Consider the following 17926-nt stretch of genomic DNA (forward strand, 5'->3'; position numbering starts at 1 on the left):
CAGGCCGGCACGCCGCACACCTCGCGGATCCTCCCCGGACCCGCCCACGAGACCCCCACTCGAGCGCACCAGCGCTCAAGGAAGGAAACACGATGATGACCATGACCACGCGCCGTCGCGGCGCCGCCATCGCGACCGGCACCGCCCTCGCGCTCACCCTCGCCGCATGCGGCGGGGCCGACGCGGGGACCGCCGCCGACGACGCCACCGGGAGCGGGTCGGACGCCGGCCCCATCACCATCGGGGTCCACTCCGGCTGGGACGAGGGCATCGCCGTCTCCCACCTGTGGAAGAACATCCTCGAGAGCGAGGGCCACGAGGTCACCCTCGAGACCGCCGACGCCGGCGTGGTGTTCACCGCCCTCGCCGAGGGCGACTACGACCTCAACTTCGACACCTGGCTGCCCCTGACGCACGCCTCCTACATGGAGCAGTACGGCGACCAGCTCGAGGAGCTCGGCACCTGGTACGACGACGCCAAGCTCACCATCGCGGTGAACGAGGACGCCCCGGTCGACTCCCTCGACCAGCTCGCCGAGAACGCCGACGCGTTCGACAACCGGCTCGTGGGCATCGAGGCGGGCGCCGGTCTGACCAAGACCACCCAGGAGGCCGTCATCCCGACCTACGGCCTGGAGGACATGGAGTACCTCATCTCCTCGACCCCGGCCATGCTGGCCGAGCTCGACTCCGCCACCGCGGCCGGCGAGAACATCGCCGTCACGCTGTGGCGTCCGCACTGGGCGTACGACGCCTACCCGATCCGCGACCTCGAGGACCCCGAGGGCACCCTCGGCGACGCCGAGGAGATCAAGGTCATGGGGACCTCGGGCTTCTCCGAGGACCACCCCGACGTCGCGGACTGGATCGAGGGCTTCACCCTCACCGACGAGCAGCTGTTCTCCCTCGAGAACCTCATGTTCAACGAGATGGGCGGCGAGGACAACGACGCCGCGGTCGAGGCCTGGCTCGAGGAGAACCCCGACCTCGTCGAGGGCATCACCGGCTGACGACGCTGCCCGGGCACCGGCCCGGCCTGGCCCCGGTCCGGCGCGCCCTGGCCGTTCCGGCGCGCCCTGGCTCTGGCTCCGGCCGCGGCCCGGTCCCGACCTGGCTCTGGCCTGGCTCGGGGCCCGGTCCGGCACGACGCAGAAAGTTCTGTACGGATTATCCGTACAGAACTTTCTGCGTCGTGGCCACCGACGGGTCGCACCACGACCGAGGCGGACCAACCAGCGATGCCAGGCCCTCCACCGCCGGCACCTGAAGGCACCGATATCCCCAGCCGCGCCCCGGCCGCCCTGGTGGGCACCCCCACCACGGGATGGTTACCCCGTGAACGCCGACCTCGACGCCATCGATCGTCTCGCCCGACGCCAGGACGCCGTGCTCTCCAGGCGCCAGCTCATCGAGCTCGGCGCCACCCCCGACTGGATGAGCCGGCGCGTCACCTCCGGCCGCTGGCTCCGGATCCATCCCGGGGTGTACCTCGTCCACACCGGTGCCGTGCCCTGGCGGTCGCGCGCGCGTGCCGCGCTGCTCTACGCGGGCAACGGTGCAGCGCTGAGCCACGTGTCGGCGGCGTTCCACCACCAGCTGCTCCCTGAGCCTGGCAGCACGGTCCACGTCAGTGTTCCCTCGACGCGGCGAGTCCGTCGCCAGCCCGGCCTGAGCATCCACCACCGGGACGATCCGCCACAGTCGTGGGGTCGCCTGCGCGTGACCTCACCGATCTCCACCGTCCTGGACCTCGTCGCGGAGACCACGAGCCGGCCCGACGACGTCGTGGCCCTGGTCTGTGCGGCCGCTCAGCACAACGTCGACCTCGCGGAGCTCCGCCGGGCGGCGCGCGCCCGCGGACGACTCCGACACCGAGCGCTCGTCGAGGAGCTCGTCCCGCTGGTGGACGCCGGGATCGAGTCCCCGCTCGAGTACCGCTATCACGCTCTCGCCCGGCGCCACGGGCTGCCCCGCGCGGTACTGCAGGTCCGCGAGGTCCTCGACGGGCTCTGGCTCCGGGCGGACTGCCGCTACGTCGGTCTCGGCCTCCGGGTCGAGCTGGACGGGCGCCTGGCTCATCCGCACGGACGGACGGACACAGACGTCTGGCGGGACAACGCCGTCGTCGTCGCCACCCGCGAGATCACGCTGAGGTACCGGTGGAGGCACGTCGTGCTGGCACCGTGCGCGGTCGCGCGCCAGGTTGCCCTCGCGCTGATCTCGCTGGGCTGGGCCGACCGACCACGGCCGTGCTCTCCCGTCTGCGCGATGGTCGGCGAGCAGCGCGTCTAGCCGAAAGGTCCGTCAGGCAGGGCCTGACGGACTCTTCGGCTTCTCGCGGCCCGGCCGCCCGCAACGTGCTCGCCGGGCCGCCGCCTGGTCGACGACGACCTCGTCAGTCGGCCTGGTCCGTGAGGGGACTGACCGCCCTGGCCTCGGACTCGAGCAGGATCGGGACGCCGTCGCGGACCGGGTAGGCCAGCGTGTTGATCTCCGAGGTCGAGACGAGCTCGGGCTCGCCGTCGGGGCCGACCGCGTCGACCAGCTCGGCCCCGGTCACCGGGCAGCGCAGGAGCTGACGCACCCAGGGGTCGATCGTCGCGTGGGTCATGCCGGGAGCTCCTTCGTCGGGCGGTCGGTCCAGGATACGGCCGGGCGGCACGGCGCGGGCCGGAGCCGTCCGGGGCCGCGGGTGGTGCGCTGAGAGGTGGCGCGACGCCTACTCGCCGTCGCCCTGGAGGACACGGAGATGGCCGCGGCGACCGATCTCGTGGTCGGCGGGCTGGGGCAGGTGGTGCGTCACGGGCGCGGGGACCGCCGACCCGGGGCGCTGCGCAGGCCTGGTGTGGTGCGGGCCCGTCCTCGACGCCTCGCGGACCGCGTCCGCGAGCGCCACGAGGTCGTCCTCGGAGGGGGCGGCGGGCACGAAGTCGCTCGCGAGCCGGACCACCTGCCACCCGCGCGGCACGGTCAGGCGCCCGGCGTGCGCGTCGCACAGGTCGTAGGCGTGCGGCTCCGCGCTCGTGGACAGCGGCCCGAGGACGGCGGTGGAGTCCGCGTAGACGTACGTGAGGGTGGCGACCGCCGAACGGTCGCACGCGGACCTGGTGCACTGGCGGACGGCTCTCACAGCAGGCGACGTTACCGCCTCACGACGGCGGGCCGAACCGTCCACGCCGTTACGCTCGTCCGTGTGAGCTCACTGGTCCCGGTGCCCGGCATCCCCCCGCGCCGCGGCGCCCACCGGCGGGACCGGCACGGACGCGGCCTGCGGGGGCCGCTCATGCCCCCCACGCTGCCCGCCTGGCGGACCCGCGCGGACCGTTTCGACGACGTCGTCATCCGCAACGTGGAGCGGCTCGAGCGCCGCTGGGCCAAGCAGCTCAAGGGCGTGGAGTTCGCCGTCGAGGAGGTTCCGCCGTCCGACCCGGCACCGTGGGAGCACCGCACCGTGGCGCTGGGACGGTACTTCCCGGCGGACCCCGCAGCCGGGCTGAGCCACCGCGTCGTGGTCTACCGTCGCCCCGTTCTCGGCCGCTGCGAGGACACCGAGGAGCTCGACCAGCTCGTCCGGGTCGTCCTCGTCGAGCAGGTGGCCGGGATGCTGGGCCGGGCACCGGAGGAGATCGACCCGGAGTACCCACGAGAGGACTGAGCCAGCGCCGTCCGATCGCCGCGGACGAGGTGCTCTCGAGCCGCGTCGCGGTCACGAGCACGGCGGCGCGCCTGGAGCGCCGCTCCGGCCCGGGCTACCCGCCGTAGGCCGCGGTGAGCAGCTCACGCACGTCGGCCGTGCCCACCGGCCGCGGGTTGGGGAGCGGGAGGGCGGCGCAGAGCCGGATGATCGCCTCCTCCAGCTGGTCGCGGCGCATGCCCAGCTCCACCAGCCCACGGGGCGCACCGACCTCCGCGCACAGGCCCCGCAGGCCCAGCACCGGGTGGTCGGCGCCGAGCGCCCGCGCCACCCGCGCAGCCGCCGCGGGGACCGCCGGGGCGTTGAACGCCAGGACGTGCGGCAGGACGACGGCGTGGAGCTGCTCCGGCGGGAGGTCGAACGTGCCCGCCAGCAGGTGGCAGATCCGGTGGTGCAGTCCCGTGCCGGTCACCGACCTCACCGTCGCCGCGACGAACGTGCCGTAGAGGAGCTGCTCCCCCGCCTCCTGGGACGTCCCGGCCCACGTGCCGACCGGGTCGGCCACCTCGTCCTCCGGCTCCCGGCCGTGCGGGGCCGCGGCCCGTCCCCGCAGCCCGGCGGCGAGCGCGGAGACCGCCTCGTCGGCCAGGACCGAGCTCACGGGGTTGGCGCCCGGCGCCCAGTGCGCCTCGACGGCCTGCGCCACGGCGGTCAGCCCCGCCCCGACCGCCGCCGTCCACGGCTGGGCGTCGGTGAGGTCGGGGTCGAGCACCACGGAGCGGGGCAGCACACCTGGGTCGGTGCCGCTCTCCCGGCGGCCCGCCGACGTCGTCACCCACACCGGCGTCAGCTCGGTGGCGGGGTAGCCGGTGGGCACGGCGAGGATCGGCAGCCGGGTCTCCCGGGCCACGATCTTGCCCGTGCCGGTCGCGGCGCCGTCACCGAGGGTGAGGACGCCGTCGGCGCGCAGGTCCCGGGCCAGGGTGACCGCGCGCATCGCGACGGCGAGCGGCACGTGCGGCTCGGCCCCGGCGAACCGGCCGACGACGGCGTCGGCGAAACCGGCGGTGACCTCGCGCGCGGTCGCCTCGTGGGCCCGGTCGGTGACCACGAGCACGCGCTGCACGCCCAGGTGCTCGATCTCGCCGACGAGCGCGGTGCGCACGGCGCCCCGGCCGAACACGACCCGGGCGGGCCTGGTCTCGTACCGGAACCGCACAGCTCACCCCCGACGTCCGGGCCCGCGGGCCGGGGCCCTCCCGACCGACGTTAGCGCACGTCGACGCGCACCGAGCGGGCCGTGTGCGGGTCCGGCGAGGCGGGCAGCACGGTGATGAGCTCACCGTCGGCGGACTCCGCCGTGAGGACCACCGCGGCGGCGACGCCCGCGTCCGCCGACATGACCACCGCGACGCCGTCGTCGAGCTCGGTCGCGGTCGTGGACCGGGCCGGCACCGTCACCTCGCGCACCTCGCCGTCGTCACCGCCGACCGGTCTCAGCTCGACGTCGACGTCGTCCTCGCCGGGGTTGGTGAGGGTGACCGTGGCCGGCCCGGCCAGGCTGCTCAGGCCCGGCAGCGGCAGCACCGCGGAGGTGAGGAGCTCCGACGACGCCGTCCACGCGCGGTCCACGGGTGCGGTGTCGGGGTCGAGGTCCCCGGCCGTGCCGGTCCGGGCGAGCACGACAGCCCCGGTGACGGGAACGTCGGAGTCGATCTCGACGGCGTAGACCCCGCCCTCGATGCCGTCGAGGGAGAGGTCGAGCACCGCACCCGGGTCGAGCACCACCGCGTCGGCGCCGGGCACCTGGAGGGCGCCGTCCTCGCCGAGGAGCAGGACGCTCGCGGTCGCGGTCTCGTCGCCGGGGTTGACCAGGCGGACCGCGGACGTCGCGGCCGCCCCGGGGGCGGCACCGTCGAGGACCACGCCGGGGACGACCGTCCGCAGGGCGGGCGCCGCACCCGGGGTGACGGTGTCGATGCCGGCGGGGATGATCCCGTCGAGACGGAGGTCCTGGACGCTCGCGGTCACCTCGCCGCCGGCGGCCTCGACCCGCAGCGCGAGGGCCGGGTCGGCCGACGCGACGCCCTCGAGCAGGATCGTGGTGCGCTCCCCGGGGGCGACCGTGACGCCGCGCAGGCGCGGCGCGTCCGCCAGACCCAGGGACGTCCAGAGCGTGGCGTCGACCGTGGCCGGCGTCTCGCCGCTGTTGGTGAGGACGAGCGCCGAGCTCTGCCCCAGCTCGGTCGCGCCGCCGACGAGCCACGACGTGGTGGCGGGAGCGAGACAGGGCGTCGCGACGAGGCCGCGCAGGTCGCCGGCGTCGGTGCGGGTGAGCGTGGCCCCGGCCACCAGCGCGGTGGTGGTTCCGGCCGGGCGGGCGCGGAGCACCCCCGAGCCCGGCGGGTCGGTGACCTCGAGGCGGCGGACCGCTCCGGTGCGTTCCAGGCCAACCTCCTCCCCGTCCAGGGGCGCGTAGGTCGCCTCGCCGGCCGCAGTGTCGCCGCGCGGGAGCGACAGGACGTCCAGCACGGTCTCGGGCACGACGTCGGAGGGGTCGACGTCGGGGTCGACGGCCATGCCCTCGCCCGTGGTCAGCTCCGGCGGCCCGGCGCACACCTGGGTGACCGTGCCCGGCGGTACGGCGACGACCGGCACGTCGACGGCGGCCGTCGGCGCCCCGTCGGCACGGTCACCGAGGACGACGATCCCGGCGGCCGCGCCCACGAGCGCGAGGGCGGAGGCCGTCAGCCCGACCACCCGCAGCACCCGCGGCGCGGAGAACCTCGGGGCCGGCTTCGCGGCCGAGGCCTCCGAGGGGCCGGCCTCCGCGGAGCCCTGTGCGAGACCGACATCCTCGGAACCCTGTGCGGGACCGACGTCGTCGGCGCTCTGCGAGGTGTCGACGGCAGCGGGTGCCGGGGCGGCACCGGCCGGCTCGTCGTCGGTCTGCTCGGCAGGTGTCCGCTCGGCGTCGGTCACCTGGGCGTCGACCTCCTGGGCGTCGACCTCCTGGGCATCGGTCTTCTCGGCGGACCTCCCGGTGGCCGTGGACCGCTCGGGCGTCCCCGGCCCGGTCGTCACCTCGGAGTCGTCGCGCGACGTCGCGGCCTCCTCGGGCTGCTGCCGCTCCTGGTCACGCTCGTCGCCGGCCATCAGTCGAACTCCCCTCGTCGCCGTCGCACGGGCAGCGCGAGCAGGGCGGTCAGCCCGATCACGATGCCCTGGGCCCAGGTCCAGAACCCGCCGAGGGGGGTGACGTACCCGACCGTGAGCGTGCCGGTGTGCGCGGGCAGCTCGAACGCCTGGCGCCAGCCGTCCGTCGTCGCGCGCAGCGGCCGTCCGTCGTACCAGGCCTGCCAGCCGGTGTCGGCCCGCTCGGCCAGCACGAGACGGCGGCCCTCGGGGCCCGAGGGCAGCTCGGCCCCGACCTTGACCACCCCGGCGTCGACGTCCTGGACCCAGGCGCCGTCGGCATCGACGACCCGCGCGCGGGCCACGGACTCGGCGGCGCCCGAGCGCGCCGCGTCGGTCGAGACGCGCCACACCACACCGGCGGCGTTCTCGGTCACCCGTTCCAGGCCTGCGGTGGCGTCCAGCCGCGCGACCAGCTCGGTCCGCGCCGCGGCCGTGGGCTCGGTGCCAGGAGGGACGTAGCTTGCCTCCGGCGGGACGACGACGACGCCGACGGCGTGCTCACCGAGGGCCGGACCGATGTCGTCGGCGGCCCCGGCCGCGAGTGCGGCGACGGCCGCGGCGAGGGCGGTGTCAGCAGCGTCGGGGCCCGACGCTGCGTCGGCGGCGGACCCGGCGTCGGTCCGGACCGCGGCGAGCTCGCGCAGGTCCGCGGCGGAGGAGGTCTCGACGAGCTGGGGCCCAGGTCCGCGCCACAGCTCGGCCCGCAAGCCGCCGTCGGCGGTCGGGACGAGGGCCAGGACCCGTGAACGCTGCCCGGAGCGCTGCATCTCCGCGGCGACGGCGGGAACGGGGTCCGCGGTACGGGCCGTCACCGCGAGGAGGGTGGTGGGCTCGCCGAGACCGGCTCGGACGGCCACCAGCCAGCCGCCGACCGTGGCCAGCGGACCGAGGACGGCCAGCACGGTGAGGGCCGCGGCGGCGACCTGGCGCCAGCCGAAGCTCCGCCCGGCCAGCGTGGTGCGCAGGCCGTCCGCGCCCGCCACCGCGGCGAGCAGCATCCCGAGGACCACGAGGGACAGGCCCGTGCCCGGCCACCCCGTCACGATCTCGGCGGAGCCGTCGAGGGAGGCGCCGACCGCGACGTCGGTGCGCGCCGAGAGCACCGCGACACCGAGCCCGGCGACGACGAGGAGCCAGCCGGCCCGCACGGCGCGCGCGCGGGCCGTGCCACGGACGAGCGCGACCAGGGCCAGGACGGCGAGGACCGCGCCGCCGGCGAGCAGCCCCCACGCGGCGAGGAAGCCTGCGACGCCGTCGTCGCCGAGACCGGGGAACGCCGGTGGGCGCACGGGCCAGCCGAGCACCCCGAGCCAGGCCGGCGCCGGCCCGGCGGACCAGGCAGGGCCCGGGTCCGAGACGAGCAGCCGCCAGGAGCCACCGGTGACGTCGGACAGCGCCGCCACGACGGTGGGGGCCAGGAGCACGAGCGCCGGCAGCGGGACCGCGAGGACCAGGAGGCGGCGCCGTGGGACGACCACGGCGACCACGGCCAGCGCGAGGAGGGACGTGGGCAGCAGGACCGGGGCACCGGCGGCCGCGACCGCCAGGGCGAGCGACGCGCCGGCGGCGGCCGCGACCGAGCCCGCGGCCGAGCGTCGGGCGACGACGCCGGCCTCGGGCGGTCCGGCCAGGACGCGCGGCTCGGGCTCGTCGCCCGTCGCCCGCGCCGCGACCGGCACCACCCGGCGCGCGCCGACGAGGCCGGGCAGGACGACGTCGCGCCGGTTGACCCCCACGGCGCGGGCGACGCCGAGCGCCACCCAGGGCAGGGCGAGGTGGGCCAGCAGGGCACCCACCCGGCCCTGGCCGACCGCGAGGAGCAGGGGCGGGGCGAGCGCCCAGCCGGCGGCGGCCCACGCCCGCAGGGCGACGGCGCGGGTGGCGGCCCCGGCGGCGAACCACGCCCCCGCACCGGCGAGCGGCAGCGCCAGGAGCACGAGGACGGAGAGGAGGACCGACGTGGTGGCGCCGAACGCGGCGAACGGGAGCTGGAGGACGGCGAGGACCTGCCACAGCGGGTCCGGCGGCCCGGGCGTACCGTTCCCGCCCGGGACCCAGCCGTTGCGGGCCGCGCCCCACAGGTCGCCGAGCCGGGCGTCGGCCGGCAGGAGCGCCCCGCCGGTGAGCGCCCCGCCCTGCACGACCGGCAGGAACGTGACGATCGCGACCACGGCGAGCAGGGCGGCGACGACGCCGCCGACCACGCGGCGCCGACGGGCCAGGGCCGCCCGTTCGGCGATCTCCAGCTCGCTCGGCGCCTGGGCGGCGCGGCGCGCGGCCGTCGCCTGCCGGCGCACGTCCCGCTTGGTCCGGCGGATGTCCGCGCCGGTGGCCTGCAGCGGCGCGAGGGCCCGGGGGGACAGGCGCCGGGTCCGGGCGGCGTTGCGGCGCGCACGCCACAGCGCGCCGGGCGCGGCGAGGACGGCGAGCGCGGCGCCGATCTCGGCGGCTGCCAGCCCGAGCTCCTTCGTCGCGATGCGCCACAGCGCGCGCAGCGGGGCGAGGGTGACGAGGCCGAGGAGGAGGAACGGCACCGCGGGCCCCGGCGCGGCGACGAGGGCGTTGTGGAGCTGGGCCCGGCGGCGGGCCAGGAACGAGCGTCGCGGGTCGGGCCGGTCAGGAGACGTCGGACCGCCGTCACCGCGCAGGCCGAGGAACGACGCCCGCGCGTGGTGGACCACCGCCGTCGGGACCACCACGACGCGATGGCGGGCCAGGCGCGCGCGGCGCGAGAGGTCCAGGCCGTCCCCGAAGGGACCGAGCACCGGGTCGGGGCCGCCGAGCTCCTCCCACACGTCCGACCGCACGAGTGCGCCGGCGAGGCCCACCGCCAGGACGTCCTCCCGGTCGTCGTGCTGGCCCTGGTCGATCTCCCCGGGCTCGATGTCCGAGACGCGCCGGGCGGTGCGGGTGGCGCGCACGCCCACCTCGAGGAGCCGGTCGGGCTCGGCCCAGTCGCGCTGCTTGGCGCCGGCGATGGCGACCGAGCGCCCGGACTCGGCGGCGTGCAGGAGCTGGTCCAGCGCGGCCGGCTCGGGCGCGGAGTCGTCGTGGAGGAGCCAGAGCCAGTCGGCGGCCGCCGCGGTGTCGGCCCGGCCCTCCCCCACCGCCCGGATCTCACCGGTGGTGACGGGGTTGAGCTCGCCGGTCACGCCGGCCCACGGACCGCCGGGAGCGAGGGTGCCCTGCCCGCTCAGGCCGCCGTCCCAGCCCCTTCGACGGGCGCGGCGAGCCGCGCGCTCGACGAGCTCGCGGTAGGCGACGAGCCCCAGGCGGACCGCCTCGCCGAACGTCGTCGCCTCCGGGGCGCGCACCACGCGGACCCGCGTGACGGCCTCCAGCCCGGCGTCGGTGACCGCCTCGTGCACGGGGATCCCGGTGCCGAGGTCACGCCCCGGGGCGCCCACGTCGACGACGAGGACGACGTCGGGGGCATGGGTCTGCCCCGCGACCGCGGCGAGCGTGCGGGGCAGGTAGACGGAGACGCCGGCGCTGACCACCACGGCGAGGGTGGCGGGTCGACGGGCCTGGTGGTGCGGTACCGCCACGGATCAGGCGGCCGGGTCAGACGGCACGGCGCTTGAGCCTGCGACGCTCCCGCTCGGACAGCCCGCCCCAGATGCCGAAGCGCTCGTCGTTGGCCAGCGCGTACTCCAGGCACTCGGCCCGGACGTCGCAGGACGTGCACACCCGCTTGGCCTCCCGGGTGGAGCCACCCTTCTCGGGGAAGAACGCCTCGGGGTCGGTCTGCGCGCACAGCGCCCGGTCCTGCCAGGCGAGTGCACCCTCGTCGGGGGCGTCGTCGACCAGGAGGTGGAGGACGTCGCCGTCCGTCCGCTCCTCAGCTGCGATACCCGAGGTCAGCGGACCATCACCGAGAATGTTCCACACGGCCGTTCCCCCTTCTCGCCAGCGGATGTTGTACCCCGAATTACACGCGTGTCATCCCCTGAAGTCAAGCGAAAAAGTGCTATTGATCGCGGCTGCGGGTCCCCAGAAATCGTGGTAACGGCGTGTCGCGCGGCGTGTCGTGGGACCGAGGGCCCGGCCGCATGGGGTGAACCCGGCTGCGAGTGCTCCCTTCGTCACCGAACGATCCCTTCGTCACCGAACGATCACTCCGTCGTCGAATGATCACTGCACACCACTCTCACTCGGCTACCGAGGGATCGTTCGCTCGATGCGGCGCACCGGGTCCTCGCACGCAACCGGCACACCGGGTGATCGCTCGCTCCTGGCCGCGAGAAGACTCGCGTCGGTGCAGGGCAGGTGGGGCCCGAGCACACCCCGTGATCGCGCGCACCCGGTCGGCGCACGACCACGCCCGCCAAGGCCTGCCCCGGCCACGGTCCTGGCCCTAGGCTCGGACCATGAGCCACCCCGACACCCTCCCCGGTCAGTTGCTCACCGCCCTGCTCGGCCCCGGCGCCACCGGCCCTCGCCTCACCTGGTACGGCGTCGACGGCGAGCGCACGGAGCTGTCGGGCCGGGTGCTGGGGAACTGGGTGACCAAGGCGGCGAACCTCCTCGTCGAGGAGGCCGACGCCGGCCCTGGCACGGTGGTCGTGCTCGACCTGCCGGTGCACTGGCGCACGCTCGTGTGGGCGCTGGGCAGCTGGGTGGCCGGCGCGCAGGTCACACTGCCGTCCGAGGACCTCCTCGAGGAGGACGAGGACGCCGACGCCCCGGACGTCGTCGTGACCTCACGACCCGGCGAGTCCCCGGGCGAGGACGACGCGGAGCTGGTGCTCGCCGTCGCGCTCCCGGCGCTCGCGATGCGGTGGGACGGCGACCCGCTCGGCGCCAACGTCGTGGACGCCGCGGCCGAGCTGATGACCTTCGGCGACCAGCTGGGCTACGTCAGCGAGCCCGAGTCCACCGACCTCGCGCTCGTGACCGAGAACCTCGAGGTGACCTACGGCGACCTCGCCGGGTGGGCCACCGGCGCCGCCGAGGACGACGAGATCGACGCCGACGACGTCGACCTCGAGCCGGGGTACGAGGACGAGCTCGACTCGATCGGCGGCCCGGACGACGACGCGGCGGTGGTGCCCGCCGAGGAGGACGACGTCGACGAGCCCGCGTCGGCCGCGCCGGTCCGGGCCCTGCTCGCGCCCGACGACGTCGCGGACCTCCTGGAGCAGGCCGTGCGCACCTGGCACGGCGGCGGCTCGGTGGTGCTCGTCGAGCCCGGGGTGCCGGCGGACGTGCGGCGCCGGGTCGCCGAGGACGAGCGGGTGGACAGCCGCCTCTAGAACTCCCACGCCGCCCGGGGGTCGGCGGCGTGGACGACGCGGCCGTGCGCGGTCGCCGAGTCCAGGACGACCAGGCCGCTGACCTCCTGACCGTCCTCGACGAAGGGCGGGAGGAGCTGCTCCGCGTCGAAGCACGCGAACGACGACGCGGTCGCGACGAGCTGCTGGGTACGCCCGTCGGGCGCACGGATGACGAAGCTGCCGGCGTCGACACGGGCCGCGTCCTCGTCACTGCCGCCTGCGGCGAACAGCGCCGTCACCTCGGCGACGACGAAGTGGGCGAGCTCGGGCTCGGCCGTGGCGCCGCCCCGGGCGGGGCAGCTGGCCGCCACGGTGAGCGAGTCCACGGTGAGGGTGAGGACACCACCGTCCGGCGCGGCGACGTCGACCGGGGTGCCGAGGGGGACCGAAGGGGGCGAGGGCTGGTCGGTGGGCGGCGCGGTGGCCGTCGGCGGCGCGGCCGACCCGGACGTCGTGCCCGTCGGGGTGGCCGGGGGTCGCCCCTCGGGGCGTGCCGACAGGAGGACGACGACCACCACGAGCACGACGACGAGGGCGCCGAGCCCGACGGGCGTGCGTCTCACCCGCCGAACTCCCACTCCCACCCGTCCGCGCCGAGCGGCCGGTAGACGAGCGTGCCCGAGGTGTGGGCCGTGTCGAGGACGACCTTGCCGGCCCCGTGCTCCGCGGGCCCGACGAACGGGGGAAGCAGCTGGGACATCTCGAAGCACCCCCACGACGCCGTCGTCGCCGTCCCGGCCTCGGTGACGCCGTCCGGCCCCACGATGCCGAACGCCTCCGCCCCGAGCGGCATGAAGCCCTCGCGGCCCTCGGCCACGGCGGCGAGGACGTCCACGACGAGGAAGTGCCCGTTCTCGGGCGGGACGGAGACCCCGCGGCCCGGGCACGAGCCGACGACAGCGATCTCGGTGACGGTGAGCTCGAACGCGGGGACGCCGTCGGGGCCCGTGAGCCCGGCGGGCTCGCCCACGGCCTTGACGACGTTGCCGCGCCCGGAGAGGACGACCCGGTCGCCGGCGGGCTCCTCGGCGGCGGCGGGCAGGTCCGGTGCCGCCACCTCGGCCGCCCCGGGACCCGGGTCCGCCGTGGCCGGGGCGTCGGTGCGCTCAGGCGCCGCCGGGGCCGTCGCGGCCGGGGCGTCGGTGCGCTCAGGGGCCGCCGGGGCCGTGGCCGAGGCGTCGGTGGGCCGAGGGGCCGCCGGGGTCTCCGAGGACTGCGCGACCGCTGGGGCGTCCGTGGCCTCCGACGACTGCGTGGCGCCCTGGGCCGTCGCGCCCAGGGACGCGCCCAGCACCGCTGCGGCCGCGATCCCTGCCAGGACCCTGGTGGTCACCATCGCGTGAAGTCCCCCGTCGTGATGAGTGTGCCGCTGCTGCGGGCGTAGTCCTGCCACCGCTGGGTGGCCACGTACACCCACGCGGACGGCGCGTGGAGGGTGGGCCGCTGCGTGCGGTAGTAGTAGCGCTGGCTGTCCGGGGGCAGGGAGGGGTCGTAGAGCTCGTAGCGGTCCAGGCGGGCGATCATGTCCCAGTACGACGCGGACGGGAAGTCCATCAGCTCACCGACCGCGCCGTACTCCCCGGCGCTCGGGACCGCCCACGGGAAGGTGTAGCCGGGGATCATGTACAGGTCCATGTACGGCATCCGGGTGAGCTGCTCCCAGCTCGTGCGGCCCTCCACGAGGTAGTGGGCGCTCTGTCCGCTGCGCAGCGTCCCGTAGGTGAAGACGGGTGGCTGCGGGTCCGGTGCCGGGGCCGGCTCCGGCGCGGGTGGCGGTCGACGCACCCCGAGGCCGGTGCCGCCGGCCGCGTCGAGACCGCCCGAGAAGGCGTGGTCGGAGTCCCGGCCGTAGGTCACCACCTTCTCGGCGATCGCCCCGCTGAAGGTGTTCTTGAGGTGGAACCGGTTCCCCCGGCGCACCGCCAGGGTGTCCACCCCGTCCCCGTCCCAGTCCCCCACCAGCACCTCGTCGTCCACGGTGCCGTACGACTGGGAGAAGTTCGCGATCGCCCCCGAGAACGTGTTCTTGAAGTGGTACCGGTTCCCCCGGCGCACCGCCAGGGTGTCCACCCCGTCCCCGTCCCAGTCCCCCACCAGCACCTCGTCGTCCACGGTGCCGTACGACTGGGAGAAGTTCGCGATCGCCCCCGAGAACGTGTTCTTGAAGTGGTACCGGTTCCCCCGGCGCACCGCCAGGGTGTCCACCCCGTCCCCGTCCCAGTCCCCCACCAGCACCTCGTCGTCCACGGTGCCGTACGACTGGGAGAAGTTCGCGATCGCCCCCGAGAACGTGTTCTTGAAGTGGTACCGGTTCCCCCGGCGCACCGCCAGGGTGTCCACCCCGTCCCCGTCCCAGTCGCCGACGAGCGCACCGTCGTCGGTCAGCCCGAAGGTCTGGTGGACGGTCGTCGGGGCGCCTGCCGGGTCGCTGCGGAAGTACTCGTTCCCGCTGCCGCCGATCTCCCCGCCCTTCGCCGCCGCCGGTCCTGCGCCCACGGACAGCACCAGGGTGAGGGCCGCGACGGCGACCAGACCGGTGCGCACAGAGCTCTCCGTTCGGTGGTACGGCCGGCGGGCAGCCGGCCACGGCCAGGGTCGCAGACGAGGCGCCACCCCTCGGGCCCCCACGCCGACGTCGCTCGCGAGCCCGCGGCGCGCGACGGGTGATCTCAGCCGGCCGTGCCGAGGTCGTGGTCGACCATCGCGTGGACGATGTCGGTGAAGGTGGTGGTGGGGGTCCAGCCCAGGAGGTCGCGGGCCCGCGTGGCATCGCCGCACTGCTCGGCCGCGTCCGCCGGCCGGATCAGCTCGGGCGCGCTGACGGTGTGCGCCTGCCAGTCCTCGATCCCCACGTGCGCGAAGGCGGTCCGCACGAAGTCGGCGACCGAGTGCGTCTGGCCGGTGGCCAGGACGAGGTCCTCCGCGACGTCGTGCCGGACCGCCCGCACCATGGCGTCGACGTAGTCCGGTGCCCACCCCCAGTCGCGGCGCGCCTCGAGGTTGCCCAGGGTCAGGGTCCCGCCCCCGCTGCGGGCGATCTCGGCGACCGTCGTGCTGATCTTCCGCGCGACGAAGGTCGGCGGCCGGCGCGGCGACTCGTGGGTGTAGAGGATGACGGCGACGGCGTGCAGCCCACGGGCCCGGTAGATCCCCGTCATCCGGTGCGCGTAGGCCTTGGCCGCGCCGTAGGGGGAGACGGGCGCCAGCGGGAACGTCTCGTCCTGAGGGGCGCGGTCCGCCTGGCCGAAGATCTCCGAGGAGGAGGCCTGGAGGAACCGCACGCCGCGCCCGGTGTCCTCCTGCACCGCCAGGGCGGCGTCGAGCAGCGCCGCGACCGACACACCGCTCACGACACCGGTGAGGGCGGGCTCCTCCCAGGACCGGGCCACCGAGGAGATCCCCCCGAGGTTGTAGATCTCATCAGGAGCGACCTCGCGCACGAGCCCGGCGAGGCCGTCGAGGTCGGCCAGGTCGAGCCGGTGCGTCACGAGAGCGTCCGCGCCCGCCAGGGGCGCCTCGAGCAGTCCGTGGTCGGGGTGGAGGAGACCGTGGACCACGGTCCCCTCGGCCGCGAGGCGCTCGAACAGGTACGACCCGTCCTGACCCGCGACGCCCGTGACCAGGGCGACCCGCGGCGTCATACCCGGGCCAGCTGCGCCTGTTCGCGCAGGTCGTTCTCGACCATCATCTGCACGAGCTCGGTGAAGCGGACCTTCGGCTCCCAGCCCAGCTCCGCACGCGCCTTGGACGGGTCGCCGATGAGCAGGTCGACCTCCGCCGGGCGCATGAAGCGCGGGTCCTGCCTGACGTAGGGCGCCCAGTCCCCGAGCCCGGCGGCCTCGAAGGCGGCGTCGAGCAGCTCCTTGATGGAGTGGGTCTCCCCCGTGGCGATGACGTAGTCGTCGGCCTCCTCCTGCTGCAGCATCCGCCACATGGCCTCGACGTAGTCCCCGGCGAAGCCCCAGTCGCGCTTCGCGTCGAGGTTGCCCATGACGAGGTCGTCCTGCAGGCCCAGCTTGATGCGGGCGGCGGCGATGGAGACCTTGCGGGTGACGAACTCCGGGCCGCGGCGCGGGGACTCGTGGTTGAACAGGATCCCGGACGAGGCGTGCAGCCCGTAGGACTCCCGGTAGTTGATCGTCATGTAGTGCCCGAAGACCTTCGCGACGCCGTAGGGCGAGCGTGGCCACAGCAGCGTGCTCTCGCGCTGGGGCACCTCCTGGACCTTGCCGAACATCTCCGAGCTCGACGCCTGGTAGAACCGGATCCCGCTCATGTCGCCGCGCGAGTGCAGGCGGATCGCCTCGAGCATGTTCAGCACACCCTGGCCGGTCACGTCGGCGGTGACCTTGGCGTTCTCCCACGAGTACGCCACGTAGGAGATGGCCCCGAGGTTGTACACCTCGTCCGGACGCGAGTCCGAGAGCGCGCGCACCAGGGAGGACATGTCCGTCAGGTCACCGGTGAGCAGCCTCACACCCGGGACGGTCCGCTCGACGAGCTCCCGCTTGGGGTTGTTCTGCCCACGGATGAGGCCGAAGACCTCATAACCCTTGGCCAGCAGGAGCTCGGACAGGTACAACCCGTCCTGACCGGTGATCCCGGTGATCAGCGCGCGCGTCATGCGTATTCCTCGAATCGTCGGCGACGGACGCCCCAGCCTATCGGCCCGGCGACCTGGCCCCGCCTGCAGGTCCCGGGCCTGGAGCCGTACGATGCGCTGTCGTGGCAGGCACCGTCTTCATCACCCGGAAGTTCCCGCCCTCGGTGGGCGGGATGGAGACCCTCGCGAGCGACGTCTGGGCGACGCTCAGCGCGGGCGCCGCCACCCCGACCCACCTCATCGCCCACGGCGGCGCCAACCGGCTGCTGCCGCTGTGGCTGCCCGGCGCGACGATCCGGCTGGTCGCCCTCGTCCTGCGCCGCAAGGTCGACCTCGTCCTGACCGGCGACGTCGTCCTCCACCTCCTCCTCGCCCCCCTCCTGCGCCTGCTGGGGGTGCGGCACGCGACCATGGCGATGGGCAAGGACGTCGTCTGGAGCCCCGCGTGGTACCAGCGCGTCATCGCCCGGGTGCTCCCCCGCGCTCCCCACGTCCTCGCGATCAGCTCGGCGACCGCGGCGGCCGCCGTCGCCGCCGGCGCGCCCCCGGAACGGGTCGACGTCGTGCGCCTCGGGGTGGAGGACCCCGGCCTCGACGCAGCGGCCTCGCTGGCCGCGGCGGCGGAGCTGCGGGCCGCGACGGGGATCGGCGACGACGAGCTCGTCGTGCTCACCCTCGGTCGCCTCGTCCGGCGCAAGGGCGTGGTGTGGTTCCTGCGCTCGGTCGTCCCGCACCTGCCGGCGAACGTGGTCTACCTCGTCGCCGGCGACGGTGTGGACGCCCCGCGCGCCCGGGCCGCCGTCGACGAGCTGGGCCTGGGTGACCGGGTCCGCCTCCTCGGCGCCGTGCCGGACGCCGAGCGGGAGCGGCTCATGCGCGGGGCCGACGTCTTCGTCCAGCCCAACATCCCCGTCGACGGCGACATGGAGGGCTTCGGGCTCGTCGCCGTCGAGGCGGCGATGCGCGGGTCGCTCGTCGTCGCCGCGAGCCTCGAGGGGCTGCGCGACGCCGTCGTCGACGGCGAGACCGGCCTGCTCCTGCCGCCGGGGGACCCCGCAGCGTGGAGCGAGCGGCTGAGCGCCCTCGCCGCCGACCGCACCGCGACCCGCGAGCTGGCCGCCCGGTTCCAGGTCCAGTGCCGCCGGCGCTACGCCCGGGAGAACATGGGCCGCGAGCTGTGCCAGGTGCTGGGCATCCCCGTTCGCTGACCCCTCG

16 protein-coding genes are annotated in these 17926 nt (G+C 75.4%); 5 read left to right on the forward strand and 11 right to left on the reverse strand.

Features of this window, described 5'->3' with window-relative positions:
- Positions 1-92: 92 nt before the first annotated feature.
- Together AAEM63_RS13715 and AAEM63_RS13720 are read left to right on the forward strand one after the other, a co-directional pair.
- The gene (locus AAEM63_RS13715; protein ID WP_341358805.1) at positions 93-1010 is read left to right on the forward strand and encodes a glycine betaine ABC transporter substrate-binding protein; all 918 of its coding nucleotides are present in this window, start codon (positions 93-95) and stop codon (positions 1008-1010) included.
- A gap of 325 nt (positions 1011-1335) precedes the next feature.
- A complete protein-coding gene (locus AAEM63_RS13720) occupies positions 1336-2292 on the forward strand; it encodes a type IV toxin-antitoxin system AbiEi family antitoxin domain-containing protein (protein ID WP_341358806.1) in 957 nt (318 codons plus the stop codon).
- A gap of 103 nt (positions 2293-2395) precedes the next feature.
- Here the strand turns inward: AAEM63_RS13720 and AAEM63_RS13725 are convergent, their stop codons facing one another.
- Together AAEM63_RS13725 and AAEM63_RS13730 are read right to left on the reverse strand one after the other, a co-directional pair.
- Positions 2396-2611: a hypothetical protein gene (locus AAEM63_RS13725; RefSeq protein ID WP_341358807.1), complete on the reverse strand. Its 216-nt coding sequence runs from the start codon at positions 2609-2611 to the stop codon at positions 2396-2398.
- Positions 2612-2719: 108 nt separating this feature from the next.
- On the reverse strand, positions 2720-3130 hold the full coding sequence (locus tag AAEM63_RS13730; RefSeq protein WP_341358808.1) for a DUF3499 domain-containing protein: 411 nt from the start codon (positions 3128-3130) through the stop codon (positions 2720-2722).
- A 63-nt stretch (positions 3131-3193) separates the two neighbouring features.
- On the opposite strand from AAEM63_RS13730, the gene AAEM63_RS13735 reads away from it, so the two are divergent.
- Complete coding sequence (locus AAEM63_RS13735; RefSeq protein ID WP_341358809.1) at positions 3194-3655, forward strand: metallopeptidase family protein; 462 nt, start codon at positions 3194-3196, stop codon at positions 3653-3655.
- A 94-nt stretch (positions 3656-3749) separates the two neighbouring features.
- On the opposite strand, the gene AAEM63_RS13740 is transcribed toward AAEM63_RS13735, so the two are convergent.
- The 4 genes from AAEM63_RS13740 to AAEM63_RS13755 all read right to left on the reverse strand — a co-directional run bounded on the left by AAEM63_RS13740 (position 3750) and on the right by AAEM63_RS13755 (position 10642).
- Positions 3750-4853 (reverse strand): iron-containing alcohol dehydrogenase, encoded by a 1104-nt coding sequence (locus tag AAEM63_RS13740; RefSeq protein ID WP_341358810.1) that lies wholly within the window; start codon positions 4851-4853, stop codon positions 3750-3752.
- 50 nt (positions 4854-4903) lie between these two features.
- Positions 4904-6790, reverse strand: a complete 1887-nt coding sequence (locus tag AAEM63_RS13745) for a DUF5719 family protein (protein ID WP_341358811.1) — start codon at positions 6788-6790, stop codon at positions 4904-4906.
- Positions 6790-10332, reverse strand: a complete 3543-nt coding sequence (locus tag AAEM63_RS13750) for a glycosyltransferase (RefSeq protein ID WP_341358812.1) — start codon at positions 10330-10332, stop codon at positions 6790-6792. Before AAEM63_RS13750 ends, AAEM63_RS13745 begins: the two co-directional genes overlap by 1 nt.
- A 64-nt stretch (positions 10333-10396) precedes the next feature.
- Complete coding sequence (locus tag AAEM63_RS13755) at positions 10397-10642, reverse strand: WhiB family transcriptional regulator (RefSeq protein ID WP_341361379.1); 246 nt, start codon at positions 10640-10642, stop codon at positions 10397-10399.
- A 560-nt stretch (positions 10643-11202) separates the two neighbouring features.
- Between AAEM63_RS13755 and AAEM63_RS13760 the strand changes: the two genes are divergently transcribed.
- Positions 11203-12087: a TIGR03089 family protein gene (locus AAEM63_RS13760; RefSeq protein WP_341358813.1), complete on the forward strand. Its 885-nt coding sequence runs from the start codon at positions 11203-11205 to the stop codon at positions 12085-12087.
- Here the strand turns inward: AAEM63_RS13760 and AAEM63_RS13765 are convergent.
- From AAEM63_RS13765 to AAEM63_RS13785, 5 genes are all read right to left on the reverse strand, one after another.
- On the reverse strand, positions 12084-12671 hold the full coding sequence (locus AAEM63_RS13765; protein WP_341358814.1) for a hypothetical protein: 588 nt from the start codon (positions 12669-12671) through the stop codon (positions 12084-12086). The genes AAEM63_RS13760 and AAEM63_RS13765 overlap by 4 nt on opposite strands.
- Entirely contained in the window at positions 12668-13444 is a 777-nt protein-coding gene (locus AAEM63_RS13770) for a hypothetical protein (protein WP_341358815.1), read from the reverse strand. The genes AAEM63_RS13765 and AAEM63_RS13770 overlap by 4 nt, the downstream gene beginning before the upstream one ends.
- Entirely contained in the window at positions 13438-14652 is a 1215-nt protein-coding gene (locus AAEM63_RS13775; protein WP_341358816.1) for a gamma-glutamylcyclotransferase family protein, read from the reverse strand. Before AAEM63_RS13775 ends, AAEM63_RS13770 begins: the two co-directional genes overlap by 7 nt.
- A 125-nt stretch (positions 14653-14777) precedes the next feature.
- Positions 14778-15749, reverse strand: a complete 972-nt coding sequence (locus AAEM63_RS13780; RefSeq protein ID WP_341358817.1) for a GDP-mannose 4,6-dehydratase — start codon at positions 15747-15749, stop codon at positions 14778-14780.
- Complete coding sequence (locus AAEM63_RS13785) at positions 15746-16732, reverse strand: GDP-mannose 4,6-dehydratase (protein ID WP_341358818.1); 987 nt, start codon at positions 16730-16732, stop codon at positions 15746-15748. The genes AAEM63_RS13780 and AAEM63_RS13785 overlap by 4 nt, the downstream gene beginning before the upstream one ends.
- Positions 16733-16833: 101 nt before the next feature.
- On the opposite strand from AAEM63_RS13785, the gene AAEM63_RS13790 reads away from it, so the two are divergent.
- The gene (locus AAEM63_RS13790) at positions 16834-17919 is read left to right on the forward strand and encodes a glycosyltransferase family 4 protein (protein WP_341358819.1); all 1086 of its coding nucleotides are present in this window, start codon (positions 16834-16836) and stop codon (positions 17917-17919) included.
- The last annotated feature ends 7 nt before the right edge of the window (positions 17920-17926 follow it).

Source organism: Georgenia sp. M64, from assembly GCF_038049925.1.
In the GTDB taxonomy this organism is placed as follows: domain Bacteria; phylum Actinomycetota; class Actinomycetes; order Actinomycetales; family Actinomycetaceae; genus Georgenia.